General features: G+C 38.0%; 13 protein-coding genes and 1 other RNA gene. 9 read left to right on the forward strand and 5 right to left on the reverse strand.

Features of this window, described 5'->3' with window-relative positions:
* Nucleotides 1–67 precede the first annotated feature (67 nt).
* The 3 genes from ABE099_RS04420 to pfkA all read left to right on the forward strand — a co-directional run bounded on the left by ABE099_RS04420 (nucleotide 68) and on the right by pfkA (nucleotide 3,375).
* Entirely contained in the window at nucleotides 68–1,174 is a 1,107-nt protein-coding gene (locus ABE099_RS04420; RefSeq protein ID WP_430027745.1) for a DNA glycosylase AlkZ-like family protein, read from the forward strand.
* A gap of 71 nt (nucleotides 1,175–1,245) precedes the next feature.
* A complete protein-coding gene (locus ABE099_RS04425) occupies nucleotides 1,246–2,355 on the forward strand; it encodes a tetraprenyl-beta-curcumene synthase family protein (protein ID WP_430030454.1) in 1,110 nt (369 codons plus the stop codon).
* A gap of 48 nt (nucleotides 2,356–2,403) precedes the next feature.
* Nucleotides 2,404–3,375 carry a 6-phosphofructokinase gene (gene pfkA / locus ABE099_RS04430; protein WP_430027747.1) on the forward strand — a complete coding sequence of 324 codons (972 nt, stop codon included), beginning with the start codon at nucleotides 2,404–2,406 and terminating at the stop codon, nucleotides 3,373–3,375.
* 106 nt (nucleotides 3,376–3,481) lie between these two features.
* Here the strand turns inward: pfkA and ABE099_RS04435 are convergent, their stop codons facing one another.
* The 3 genes from ABE099_RS04435 to ABE099_RS04445 form a co-directional block, all read right to left on the reverse strand.
* Nucleotides 3,482–4,843, reverse strand: a complete 1,362-nt coding sequence (locus tag ABE099_RS04435; RefSeq protein WP_430030456.1) for an MATE family efflux transporter — start codon at nucleotides 4,841–4,843, stop codon at nucleotides 3,482–3,484.
* 92 nt (nucleotides 4,844–4,935) lie between these two features.
* Nucleotides 4,936–5,130 carry a hypothetical protein gene (locus tag ABE099_RS04440; RefSeq protein ID WP_210089541.1) on the reverse strand — a complete coding sequence of 65 codons (195 nt, stop codon included), beginning with the start codon at nucleotides 5,128–5,130 and terminating at the stop codon, nucleotides 4,936–4,938.
* A gap of 166 nt (nucleotides 5,131–5,296) precedes the next feature.
* Complete coding sequence (locus ABE099_RS04445) at nucleotides 5,297–6,124, reverse strand: YitT family protein (RefSeq protein ID WP_210089540.1); 828 nt, start codon at nucleotides 6,122–6,124, stop codon at nucleotides 5,297–5,299.
* Nucleotides 6,125–6,411: 287 nt separating this feature from the next.
* On the opposite strand from ABE099_RS04445, the gene ABE099_RS04450 reads away from it, so the two are divergent.
* The 4 genes from ABE099_RS04450 to ABE099_RS04465 all read left to right on the forward strand — a co-directional run bounded on the left by ABE099_RS04450 (nucleotide 6,412) and on the right by ABE099_RS04465 (nucleotide 9,841).
* Nucleotides 6,412–8,028, forward strand: a complete 1,617-nt coding sequence (locus tag ABE099_RS04450) for a DEAD/DEAH box helicase (RefSeq protein ID WP_430027749.1) — start codon at nucleotides 6,412–6,414, stop codon at nucleotides 8,026–8,028.
* Between the two features lie 212 nt (nucleotides 8,029–8,240).
* Nucleotides 8,241–9,047 carry a YesL family protein gene (locus tag ABE099_RS04455; RefSeq protein ID WP_430027751.1) on the forward strand — a complete coding sequence of 269 codons (807 nt, stop codon included), beginning with the start codon at nucleotides 8,241–8,243 and terminating at the stop codon, nucleotides 9,045–9,047.
* A gap of 35 nt (nucleotides 9,048–9,082) precedes the next feature.
* A non-coding RNA gene (ssrS, locus tag ABE099_RS04460) (6S RNA) lies at nucleotides 9,083–9,273 on the forward strand.
* 178 nt (nucleotides 9,274–9,451) lie between these two features.
* Nucleotides 9,452–9,841: a DUF1499 domain-containing protein gene (locus tag ABE099_RS04465; protein WP_210089537.1), complete on the forward strand. Its 390-nt coding sequence runs from the start codon at nucleotides 9,452–9,454 to the stop codon at nucleotides 9,839–9,841.
* Nucleotides 9,842–9,968: 127 nt separating this feature from the next.
* Here ABE099_RS04465 and tpx read toward each other — a convergent pair whose 3' ends face one another.
* Entirely contained in the window at nucleotides 9,969–10,481 is a 513-nt protein-coding gene (gene tpx, locus ABE099_RS04470) for a thiol peroxidase (RefSeq protein WP_210089536.1), read from the reverse strand.
* 106 nt (nucleotides 10,482–10,587) lie between these two features.
* Here tpx and ABE099_RS04475 point away from each other — a divergent pair, with 106 nt between their 5' ends.
* Together ABE099_RS04475 and ABE099_RS04480 are read left to right on the forward strand one after the other, a co-directional pair.
* Entirely contained in the window at nucleotides 10,588–11,205 is a 618-nt protein-coding gene (locus tag ABE099_RS04475) for a rhomboid family intramembrane serine protease (protein WP_430027753.1), read from the forward strand.
* Nucleotides 11,206–11,308: 103 nt separating this feature from the next.
* Entirely contained in the window at nucleotides 11,309–11,815 is a 507-nt protein-coding gene (locus ABE099_RS04480) for a GNAT family N-acetyltransferase (protein ID WP_430027755.1), read from the forward strand.
* 14 nt (nucleotides 11,816–11,829) lie between these two features.
* Here the strand turns inward: ABE099_RS04480 and ABE099_RS04485 are convergent, their stop codons facing one another.
* Nucleotides 11,830–12,921 (reverse strand): GntR family transcriptional regulator, encoded by a 1,092-nt coding sequence (locus ABE099_RS04485; RefSeq protein WP_430030459.1) that lies wholly within the window; start codon nucleotides 12,919–12,921, stop codon nucleotides 11,830–11,832.
* Nucleotides 12,922–13,173: the final 252 nt, after the last annotated feature.

The following is a 13,173-nucleotide window of genomic DNA, read 5'->3' on the forward strand; positions in this document are numbered from 1 at the left end:
CTGTGTCTTTTTTTGAGATATATATGAACTTTGTGATCCAACATGTCATACAAGAAGGGGATAAGGAATGAACTGGACAATCGATCAAGTGATAAGACTAAGAATGGCTCGTCAAGGACTATCACATCCTTTAACAGAGGCTACCGACGAGGAAGCCTATCTCTCCATGTTTAAATCACTTCAGCCTGTTGCCCCCGTTTTTTTTGGTCGACCTGGTGAGCCACCTTCCCTCGTACATCGTACAGTTTTTAATGATTCCAATATTGCTTTCTATTTGCGTGAGAAGCATGTGATTGTAAAGTCAAGATTCCAAGATGGACGAGTAGCCTACGTATCGGAGGATGATTTACAGTTGTATGCAACTGCATTTCGAAAAGTGCCAGCACAGATGAGCCAGGTCCACGAGGATGTGTATAAAGCTGTTAAGCAGTCTGGAGGCTTGACTAAGGATCAGTTAAAGGAAATATTACCTTATACAGCAAAAGAAATTGGTGCAGCGCTGCAGGCTTTACAACAAGCATTTTTACTTGTGGAAGAACAGGTCGATAGTGAATGGGAAACGGGATGGCTTGATTTCGCTGAGCAATGGTTTGAAATTCCAACAGATGAGACAAGTCGTCTTGAAGCGATCGAAGAGGTTTTAATCCGCTTTGTTAAAGTGATGGTTTTTACGGATATGGAGCAATTTAAAAGCTGGAGTGGGTTTACAGCTAAAACGATAAAGATGGTTGTTGACAGTGCACTTCAGACCGGAAAGCTTATGGCAACCGAGGTGGGGGGAATAGGAGAAGGCTGGATGTGTGCCACGGATTTTGACCGATCTAGTAAAAACAATCAGGATAATAGTGAGACTGGAAAAAAAGAGCTGAACCCATCGCTACCACGTAGCGTGTTTATGCTGGATAAGTCTGACTTTCTAGTTAGGGCATTTTTATCGCAATTAAAAAAACGCTATAGTGGGAAAGAAGTATTACAATATTTATTGATTGATGGGCAGTTTCAGGGCGCTGTGTTAGGACATTGGCGTATTGGACCTCATGATGTAGAAGATATTATCGTTGATCTCCCTCAGGAGGAAGTAGCGTCGCGAAAAAATGAAATTATCAATGCTGTTACATATAGATACCCTCCTGAATTTAGCAAAATTAAAGCTTATAATGGAGTTGTGATTTAGTTTATTTGTGCAAAAAGTTAGATCATATTATAATATAAGCGCTGATGTCTGTTATTGGACATTGGATTATGATGTTAACTACACCTTGGAGGCGTGCCTTAGTGTTTGAATTTGAGCAAAGCCACAATAAAATACCTCGTGAACCTTTTCGGCTGATGAGTCGGGTGTACAAGTTTATTTTACCGGATGTACGCAAGGAACTAGATTTCTGGAAGCATAATGCTGCACAAATTCCTGATCCTGAATTAAGAAAGCAAGCGTTAGCTAGCATTGCTACTAAGGAGTTTCATTGCCAAGGAGGCAGTGTGTATGCAGCCGCAAACTTGGCGCAACGTCATGTTTTGATTCCTTTAATCGTTGCTTTCCAAAGCATTAGTGATTACTTAGATAATTTATGTGATCGCAGTACTTCAATGGACCCTGATGATTTTCGATTATTGCATCAAAGTATGCTAGATGCGGTAGATCCTAACAGAGAGCCACAAGATTATTATGCTTTACGTGAGGAAAAAGAAGATGGGGCCTATTTGCTATCCTTAGTTGAAGCTTGTCGGTTAAAAATAGCTGAGCTACCTAGCTATGAGACAGTTAAACCTTATATTGTTGAATTAGTATCGCTGTATAGTGATCTTCAAGTGTATAAGCACATTCATCCTAATGAACGTGAAACTGCGCTGTTGAAATGGTGGGAAGATAATAAATACCGTACACCTCATTTACAATGGAATGAGTTTGCAGCAGCAACAGGTTCGACATTAGGTGTCTTTATGTTGTTTTTAGCTGCGAGTAGTAAGACATTACTTGACACAGATGCTAAAAAAATATTTGATAGTTATTTTCCTCATGTATGTGGATTACATATTATGCTTGATTATTTAATTGATCAAGAGGAAGATGAGATTGGCGGAGACCTCAATTTCTGTAGTTACTATGATTCGCGAGAATCGATGATACAACGAATTACGATGATCATTGAAAATGCTAGACGTGATGTTGCTGCTTTACCAGCCTCGTCATTCCATGTCATGATTATAGAAGGCCTTGTTGCTCTATATTTATCAGATCCGAAGGTAAGTCAACAAAAAGAAATACGCGACGCCTCTAGAAAGTTAATGAGAAAAAGTCCGCTTATGCGTTTGTTTTTTTTCGTTAACAGTCGTTGGATTCGCAAACATATATAAATGCTATAGGTTTTAAAGGTTACAGCTTACATTTTAGGAGGAATTCATATGTCACAAATTAAAAAAATCGCAGTACTTACAAGCGGTGGAGATTCTCAAGGGATGAACGCAGCTGTGCGTGCTGTAGTGCGTAGTGGATTATATTATGGCTTAGAAGTATTTGGTATTCAACGTGGATATCAAGGCTTGCTTAATGAAGATATTTTCTCTATGGACATTCGCAGCGTGGGTGACATTATCCAACGTGGAGGTACAATTCTTCAATCTGCGCGTTGCCTAGAATTCAAGACCCCAGAAGGACAAGCTAAAGGCGCACAAATTTTACGTGATCGTGGGATTGACGGTTTAGTTGTTATTGGTGGGGACGGTTCATATCATGGTGCAGAAAAGCTTAGTAAGCTAGGAATTAAAACGATGGGCCTTCCAGGAACCATTGACAACGATATTTCTTTTACCGATTATACGATTGGTTTTGATACTGCCGTTAGTATCGTTGTAGATGCAGTTAACAAACTTCGTGACACAATGTCATCCCATGAACGTGCTTCTGTTGTTGAAGTTATGGGTCGTCATGCTGGTGACATTGCTTTATATGCAGGACTAGCTTCTGGTGCTGAAACGATTCTTGTTCCTGAAATGCCTTATGACTTAAATGAAGTGGCTGATCGCATGAGACAAAACTTTGATAAAGGGAAGAGACATAGCATTGTTATTGTTGCAGAAGGCGTATGCTCAGGAGAAGAAGTGGTTAATGCGATTAAATCTCGTCAACCATCCTTGGAGCCGCGTGCGACTGTATTAGGTCATATTCAACGTGGTGGTTCACCAACTCCATTTGATCGCAATTTAGCGAGTCGTTTAGGTGATTTTGCTGTACGTAGCTTAATTGCAGGAGAATCTAATAAAGCTTGTGGTATGATTGGTGGCCAAATGATTTTGACGGATATCGAAAAAGTGGTATCTACGAAAAAAGTATTTGATGTAGAGCTATACGATTTGGCTTCTCGTCTATCTCAATAAGGTTTAATTTAAAAACCTATTTCTAATGAAAATACTAAAACAGGCACTCACTTATTGCTTTTGAATGTGAATGCCTGTTTTTTGTTAATTTTTAATATGTTAAATGTTAAGAAGGAACAATCTCTGTTTCAGTTCTACGTTGAATTTTCTTCAAACGATATAATAGGAAAACTGCGGCGATCCCTAGACCTGTAATGAGGCCAATCCAGTAACCGTAAGGACCATTTGTAGTAAAGTTTGCTAAAATATAACCAAGCGGTAATCCAATAATCCAATACGCTACTAATGTGATCCAAAACGTGCTGTTGACGTCTCGATAACCACGAAGCACACCTTGTGTTGGGGTTGCGATGGCATCCGAAATTTGAAAAAAGATCGCGTAAATTAAAAAGTGCTGAATAAGATCAATGACATCAAGCTCATTGGAATAGATTGAAGCAACCTCATAATTAAATGTAAGTAAAATAAGTGCAGCGACGAGTGAGAATCCAATGGCTGTAAATATACCTAATTTAGCATATTGCTTCGCATCCTTATGACGTGATGCTCCAACCTCATATCCAACCAAAATCGTTAAGCTGAGACAAATACTTAGCGGGAACATATATAATGTACCAGAAAAATTGTTGGCGGCTTGGTTCGCAGCGATCGTTGCAGTATCAAATTGACTCATAAGTAACGTGATCGCGGCAAAAATTGCTGTTTCGAAAAAGATGGCAAAACCCATAGGCACGCCTATTTTCATAATTTCTTTACATTTCGTAAGTGATAGCTTATAAAATTTATGAAATACACCATAGCTTGAGCAGGCAGGATGCTTATGGACGATAACAATTGCAATGATAAAAATACACCAGTAGGTAAATGCGGTTGCTACGCCAGATCCAATCCCACCTAACCTAGGAAAACCTAAATGTCCAAAAATCAAAACGTAACCTGCGCCAACATTTAAAGGTAAAGTTAATAAAGTGATCGCCATAGAAATCTTCGTTTGCCCAAGTGCATCAATAAAGGAGCGGAGTACAGTATAACCAAACAAAGGGAATATTCCAACAGCAAGTGCGGTTAAAAAATAATAAGCGATATGATGTACCTTTGGATCTAACCCCATATAATTAAGGATGGGACTTACTGTAAATATTCCAACGAGTAATACGCTTAAGCTTACCCCAACCGCTAACCATAAAGCTTGGAAAACAGAATAACCAACTTTTTCCCTTTGCTTCGCACCAATATAGCCTGCAACGATAGGGGTAATTCCCATTAAAATCCCACTAATTCCAGTCTGGATTGGAAGCCATAAGCTAGACCCGATAGCTGCGCCAGCCATATCCTCTTTACTCACATGACCTGACATACTGGTATCGATAAATGCCATTAACGAAAGCGCAGTTTGCGTAATAAATATCGGAATCATAATATGTAGAAATTGTATATACTTTTGCTTTAACGTATAAGTTTGCCTCATTGTAAAACGCTCCATTTCTTATCCATATAAACAGCCGCCCCCTTCAAGAAATAAAGGAAGCGGCTTTAACGCAAAAACATTTGTTCTTGGTATTAATGTAAAAAGCTACTGCTTTGATGTCTGCAAATACTAAAATGAATAATTTCAAGTGCGTCATCTGGTTCTAAAATCGTAAGACCATCACGCAAGATGATTTTGGAGTTTAACTCATCTTCATTCAAGAAGGGTAACATATCAGGGAACCATTTCATGACAATTTGGTGCAGTTTAACAGTCTCTACCTCCATATAAACCACCCTTTCCACCTTAGAATCATTCACATCTAGAATCATTCTTGCAGAGAGATAGCTGATGAGTAGGGTAAAGCATAAATTGCATAAGGCTATTATAACATATCAAATGTAAATTGAAATGGTTGTTTCACTGATTTATACAATGTAAAAAATGTATTATTTATCCTTTTCGGAAGGATCCCATAATTCCCACCGTTTCCACAATGTTAACAAAAGCCTTTGGATCACTTTTAGTGATAATTTCTTTTAGCTCTGCTAATTCATATCGAGTCGTTACTGTCATAAGCATATCCTTTTCTTTATGGGAAAAAGCGCCCTCTGTTTTAATTAAAGTAACCCCGCGCGGAATTTTTAACAGGTGAGATAACATTTCCTCTGTCTGGTCTGTCACAATAAACACAGTAATTTTAATATGGCTGATATGGATGAGATCGATGACCTTCCCCGTTAAATAAATCGATACCATAGAGGCTAACGCTGTATTCCAGTTTCCTTCAAGATACCCCGCAGCCAAAATGACAGACGCATTTAATGCAACCAGCACATTGCCTATTGGGAAATCACGATATCTTGTAATAATGGAGCCAATAATATCGAAGCCCCCTGTAGATCCACCCACTCGAAATGAAATCCCTGCCCCAAGTCCAACAAGGACTCCACCAAATACAGCTGATAAAAAGGTATCATTCGTTAATAAGTTGTCAGGGGTAGGAATGATCGCAATGAACCAGGTTACAGTCGCGACTGATAAAATGGTTAGTCCAATAAATCTTTTGCCAAGAAAAATAATACCTGCAATCAACAACGGAACATTATATAGCAAATATAATAAGCTTAAATCAATGGGAGTAAAATAATTGGTTAACATCGACAAACCAGAAACCCCACCACTAAGCAAATGATGCGGGACTAAAAATAAATTGAAGCCTGCTGCAATAAAAGCGGCTCCTAAGATTATCGTAATGATTTTTCTAATTTCCTTGATCAATTGTGATTCACCTCACAGAAAAATTTAAAAGTAGACGCTTACGTTTGCTGGTGTTCCTTGATTGTTATGTGCTATAATGTTTTAGATATTCTTGAGTACGTGAAATTTTGACAAAATATAGTACCGCTAATTACAGCGGAATGAAATATTGGAATTTGATAAAGGAAATCAAATGCCCTATGTAAACTTTATAGGCTATTTGGATAGTCTATAAACATTCCAAGCGCTACTTAAGAATACATTCAAGAAAGTGGAATGTCCACTACGATAGAAGGAGTATGAAAAATTTGAACACATTTGCAGAATTCGGCCTAGAGCCAAAGGTGCTACAAGCAGTTACAGAGCTAGGATTTGAGGAGGCAACTCCAATCCAGGCGAAATCAATCCCGTTTGCAATGAAGGGACATGATTTGATTGGACAAGCTCAGACTGGTACAGGGAAAACTGCAGCATTTGGTCTACCTCTTATTAACAAAATTGCAAAAGAGGAAGAAAAAATTGTTGCTTTAATTATGACACCAACACGTGAGCTTGCGATTCAGGTTGCAGAAGAGATTGGAAAGCTTTCTCGCTTTAAAGGAATTCGTTCGCTTCCGATTTATGGTGGACAAGATATCGTCCGTCAGATTCGTGCTTTGAAGAAGAAACCTCAGATTATTATCGGAACACCAGGGCGCTTGCTTGATCATATTAACCGTAAAACGATTAAACTAGAAGATGTACAAACTGTTGTTCTAGATGAAGCAGATGAAATGTTGGATATGGGCTTCATGGAAGATATTCAGTCCATCTTGAAGCAAGTTCCTGAAGAACGTCAAACGATGTTATTCTCCGCAACGATGCCAGCAAACATTCGAAAATTGGCAGACCAATTTTTGAAAAACCCAGAGCATGTCTCCGTTATTCCTAAGCAAGTCAGTGCTCCACTGATTGACCAGGCATACATTGAAGTACATGAACGTCAAAAATTTGATGCGTTATCTCGTTTGCTTGATATGGAATCACCAGATCTAGCGATTGTTTTTGGTCGCACAAAACGTCGTGTGGATGAGCTAGCAGAAGCATTACAAAAACGTGGTTACTCCGCAGATGGATTACACGGTGACTTGTCTCAAAACCAACGTGATAATGTAATGCGTAAATTCCGTGATGGCAGCATTGATGTATTAGTAGCTACAGATGTGGCTGCACGTGGTCTAGATGTATCAGGCGTAACGCATGTTGTGAACTTTGACTTGCCACAAGATCCTGAGAGCTATGTACACCGTATCGGTCGTACAGGTCGTGCTGGTAAAGAAGGAGCAGCTTGGTCCTTTGTTACTCCTAGAGAAATCGATCATTTACACTTTATCGAAAGAATTACCCGTCACAAAATTACTCGTAAGCCACTTCCTAGTATTGCGGAAGCGATTGAAGGGAAGCAACGCATTACAGCAGAACGTATTCTTGAGCTTGTTGAAGTTGGTGAGCTTGGTGAATACAAAGGTATGGCGATTCAGCTTCTTGAGCAATATGATTCAGTTAATTTGCTTGCAGCTGCGTTTAAGCTAATTACAGGTGATAAAAACGAAAAGGCAAATATTGAGCTTACACCAGAAGAGCCAATTCGTGTGAAACGTCGTAACCCAGATATCCGCTCAAGCGGACGTAAGCCAAGTGGCTATGGTAACAACCGTGGAGGTAGCTACCGTCGTGATAATCGTGAAGGTGGAAGCCGTGGTGGTTATGGTAGTGGTAAAGGCGGATACAATCGCGATAATCGTGAAGGCGGACGTGAAAACCGTGATAATCGTGGTGAAGGTGGACGTGATTATCGCTCATCTGATCGTAAACCTCGTACAGGCGGAAATAGTAATGGTGGAGAACGTAGACCACAAAAACGTTCAGAAAATACACCTAAGTAATTGTGCATAAAAGCTTAAACTTACATCGTAAGCTTGAGCTTTAAATAACGATAGAAGGAAGACGCAAGTAGAGGTACTTGTGTCTTCTTTCTTATGATTTAATTAGCATCATTTTAGTGAAAAAATGACTAAAATAGTTGGTGGATGATTGTTGATTCATGTATAGTAGTATAGTAGAGATATATAAATATCTGTGAGGGGAGAAATTGTACTTGGAACCTAAAGGAATGATGGGTGGATTTTATAAAATCACCGAATGGATTATGAGAATATCGGGCAGTAACCTACTTTGGCTTATTTGTTCATCTCCGTTTTTGTTTTTCCCGATAACATGGTTGTTTGCTCCAACTGCGGATAAAGAGATTTTAGGCAGCCAGACTTTATTTTTTATGGCAATTTTGGCACCGTTTACACTATTCCCAGCTACCGCTGCTTTGTTCTCAGTTACTCGGAAATGGGTTATGGGTGAAGGTGATGTGGGTGTTACAAAAACTTATTTTAAAGGGTACAAAGAAAACTATAAGCAAAGCTTTTTAGGCGGTATTTTTTATACATTGCTAATCGTGATCATGATTATTGATTATCGTGTATATATGAATCAATTTAAAAATTTACAGCTTCTTGGCATGATTATGCTCGTTTTTTTAATTGTATTATTTGTGTCCTTATTTAACTTTTTTGGTTTGGTAGCACATTACCATTTAAAAGTATCTATTTTACTTAAAAATTCAATTTTGTTAACGATTATTAATCCATTTCGCGTACTTTCCACGGTGTTATGTACAGTACTGTTAGGTTTTCTAACCTACCGCTTTCCTTGGCTGATTTTGTTTGGATTTGTAAGCTTAACCGCATTTGTTGCTTTTTATAATTTTTATCTTGGCCATAACAAGCTACAAGAAAAGGTACAAAAAATGCGTGAAGCTGAGGAACAAAAAGCAGAGGCTAGTGAAACAGAAAATACGGAGATTACAGAAAATTCTGATATCGTAGAAACGCCAAAATTAGATAACAAGTAAGTTTACATTTAGTTAACAAAGTTCTATAATAGATTTACGTCCTGCGATGTACGTTTCGGTTTTATGTTATTTTGAACCAATGACTTTATCTCGGGAGACTTATATTGCAACAAATGACGAAAGGCCCTATCTATATGATGAGGGGACTTCGAAGCTTGTTGCCGCGGTCACCCACCTGCTATGCAGGTTCGAGATAATATAACTGGACGGCATAGGCGGGTCCTATTATGTAATTTAAAGCAACACTTTGTGGGCTCAAGTGATGGGCGTATGGGGTGTTGTTTTTTTATATTTTAAATGGTTACTAGTGTTTCGCTTTTGTTTGTTTGAAGATAATGGTAGACTATATAATTATAAAATGTATTCTTCAAATTAGTGTAAGGTGACGAAGGAGGAAGAACGGGTTGTCATTTAAGAGAGTATTAACTGGCATTATTCGGAGTCAGGAGGGAACAAGCGACCGCGCTAAGGTTCCAGAATTGAAAACAAGATATTATCAAATGAGTAGAGATCGAATGTGGGAGGAAGTTACTTCTGTTTTGAAAAAAATCCCAGGCTACAAGGTTACACATGAGGTTGAGTCTGTGGGGGAAATTATTTTAGAGAAGAAAACGAAGCTAGGAAGAACGATGGATGTTACAGTATCTATCATTTCGACAGGTCCAACACGCACTGCCATTGATATTTATTCAGCAACCCGAGGTTCTTTTGGTGATATGGGTTCAAATTACCGCGTTATTTTACACTTGTTTAGAGTTTTAGATAAGAAGTTTTCATCCTACAAAGTTTCTTAAGTGATCATTGCTATAAACAAAGCGAGTAGGGATTTGTTCTCTACTCGCTTTCGTCTTTGAATTTAGATTTAAAATTTCTTTAATGCCTTATTATGGCTGCTTGTTCTGGTTTTTGAGCTAATTAAGTTTAAGCTAACAGCTTTTTAACTACATGAATTGGCTCATCATAGTTAGGATGGTCAGCCATTTCCTTTAAGTATTCTACATATTGAATTTTGTTATGTTGGTCGATAACAAAAACCGCTCTATGGTCTAACTTGAACTCATCAATTAATACACCATAAGCTTTGCCGAATTCATTATCTTTATAATCAGAAAGTGTGATCACAGATTCAATACCTGCTGCGCCACACCAACGAGCTTGAGCGAATGGCAAGTCAACACTAACGGTTAGGATAACAACTTCCTCACCAAGATCAGCAGCTGCTTGATTAAAACGACGTGTTTGAGCATCGCATACGCCTGTATCGAGAGAAGGCACGACACTAATCAATTTGATTTTTCCTTCATAGTCTTTCAGGGAAACTTCAGTCACGAGGTCTTTGTTAAGCTTGAAATCTGGTGCTGTATCCCCAACCTTTAATTCTGGTCCAATAAGCGTAATCGGATTTCCCTTAAATGTTGCACGAGCTTGTGTCATTTTTATTCTCCTCCTAAGCGTTGTATAATTAATTTGATACAATTTTAATTATAAGCTTTTTAAAAAGGACTTGTCCAATGATTGACTTACAGAAAGGATAGATTACATGATTTTTATTCGGTACGAAAACTGGAAAAGCTATATCAAATATTACCCCATTACATGTTTATTGTTACTTGCCAATGTGTTGGTGTTTATTTTTTTAAGTATAAAAGGTGGATCAACTGATCCTTACGTATTATTGCAATATGGTGCATTAACAAATATTCCACCGTCAGATCAGGAATGGTGGCGTTTAGTTTCAGCAATATTTTTGCACCAAGGGTTTAATCATTTATTTTCGAATAGCTTTTCGATTTTAGTTTTTGCCCCACCATTGGAGCGATTAATGGGAAGCTTTAGATATTTGCTGCTTTATTTAGGTAGTGGTGTTGTAGGGAATGTAATTACCTTACTGTATTATCAAACATTAGACAGAGGTGCGTTGTCTACTGGGGCTTCAGGCGCAGTGTTTGGAGTATATGGTGCATTTTTGTTTATCGCCTTATTCCAAGGAATGAAAATGGATGAGAGCTCACGTAAGACGTTATACAGCCTGTTGATCTTTGGTATTGTATTCTCATTTATTATGCCAAATGTAAACTGGATGGCGCATTTAGGTGGGTTAGCTGGAGGGTTCCTAATTTACGGATTGTTTAGTAAGGGAATTGCTGGGAGGTTTTAAATTAGTAGTTGACAATGAAGGGATGGAAGCTGCGGGACAGAGGGTTCTTGCGATTGTGTTAAAATCATATTCCTTTTAATTGAAGTAAATGTATTGATGGAATATGATTTTAAGAGACAATCTTCAGAATCTCTCTGTCTCTTCGCAATTCATAAAAAGAGCATGGAGAGAAGTAGATGGAAAACGCAAGTTAGTCGAAATTAATTATCAAGATTCTGATTGGGCTAATGGTTACGAACATCATTTCAATAATTTAAAAGCAACTGTTTTAAGTGATGGTGAAGCTATAGGTGCTTTTGATGAAAGTGGAAAATTAATGGGTTTCGCAACAATAAACCGTAAGTTCTTTGGTGAAAAGTATAACTACGTTTTATTAGACCAGTTATTTATATCATTAGAGCATAGAAACAAAGGAATTGGTAAAAATCTATTCTTGCAAATTGCAGAAGTAGCCAGAGAATGGAAAGCAGATAAGATATATATTTGTGCTGGTTCCGCTGAACAAACAATTGCATTTTATTTTGCGATGGGTTGTAAAGAGGCGGTAGAAATAAATAAAGAATTATATGAGAATGACCCAAGAGATTTTCAATTGGAGTTTCCCTTATAATTCTTTAAATACCACTATTCGACTTCGATTTCCTTTACCGTTTCTCCTGCAATAAGTGTAGGTTGGTAATAGGTTTGATTAGGCAGGTCTTTTTTGCCTTGCAGGCTTTTAATAATCCAATCCGCGGCATCACGACCCATCTGCTCCTGCGGATGGGTTAAGGTGGTTAGCTTAATGTTTGCATTTTTAGCAATATAGGAATTGTCTTGCCCGATGATAGATAGTTCATCTGGAATGGCAATATTGAGGTTTTTACAACCATTTACGACCTCTAACCCGACTTCATCATTGTAGCAGACAATAGCCGTTAGCTCATCACGCTGATCGTTTAGAAATATTTCTAAATTTTTAGACAAATTCAGCTTAGAGGCTGTATCAAAAGAAAGCACATGCTCCGGCAGGAAACGTAACTTTGCTTCGCCCAGCGCTTTAATATAACCCTTCATCCGATACTTACCTTGCATATCATCCATTTTGGCAATTATCCCGATTTGCGTATGACCATTCATAATCAGCTCTTTGGTTGCTAAATAACTAGACTGCACATCATCTAAGCAAAAGAAAGGGACGTCTAGCTCCTCGTAATAAGCGTTAATCATCACAAAGGGCACGTCTTGCTCTTTAAACGACAAGTAATAAGCGATGTTGGGGTTATATAAATTACTTTTTGTAGGCTCAATAATTAAACCATCCACACCGTAGGAGAGCATCATCTCTAGCGCCTTTTTTTCCTGAGCGATATCGTTATTGGTGCTAGCTAGCAGTAATGAATAGTTATCTTCGTTTAAACGCCCCTCAATCCCACGAATAATCGACGGGAAAATATAATCGGAAATGTAGGTGGTAATGACACCAATCGTTTTTTTGCTCCCGCCCCCATTTGATTTAGAGCGATATTGGTGGCTTACATAAGTACCAGACCCTTTTTCGCTTCGCAGGAACCCTTCATTCGATAATTCTAAAATTGCCTTACGCACCGTTTGCCGACTGACGTTATAGCTTTCTTGTAGTGCTAACTCCGTGGGTATCTGTTCACCTACTTTATAGGTTCCTGATAAAATATTGCTTTTTATATCATCAATAATGACTTGATATTTAGGTTTCATGTCATTCATCATTCTCATCCTTGTTCCTTTGAAATTTGTACGTACATATCTTAACATGATTTCCGAGCAATGAAAACGTTCATCACCTTGATAATAAAACTAATTTTTGCATATAGACATATTTTAAAATTATTTTATGTATGTATAACTACTACTTTATATTGACAAATGTACGTACAAAAAATATACTATTGCTGAGTATAAGAAAGCGTATTCTTTTATTGTTTGTATAATAAGAACAAAAGGATAATT

It is taken from the genome of Paenibacillus turicensis, from assembly GCF_050461185.1.
GTDB classification, from domain to species: Bacteria; Bacillota; Bacilli; order Paenibacillales; family Paenibacillaceae; genus Fontibacillus; species Fontibacillus turicensis_A.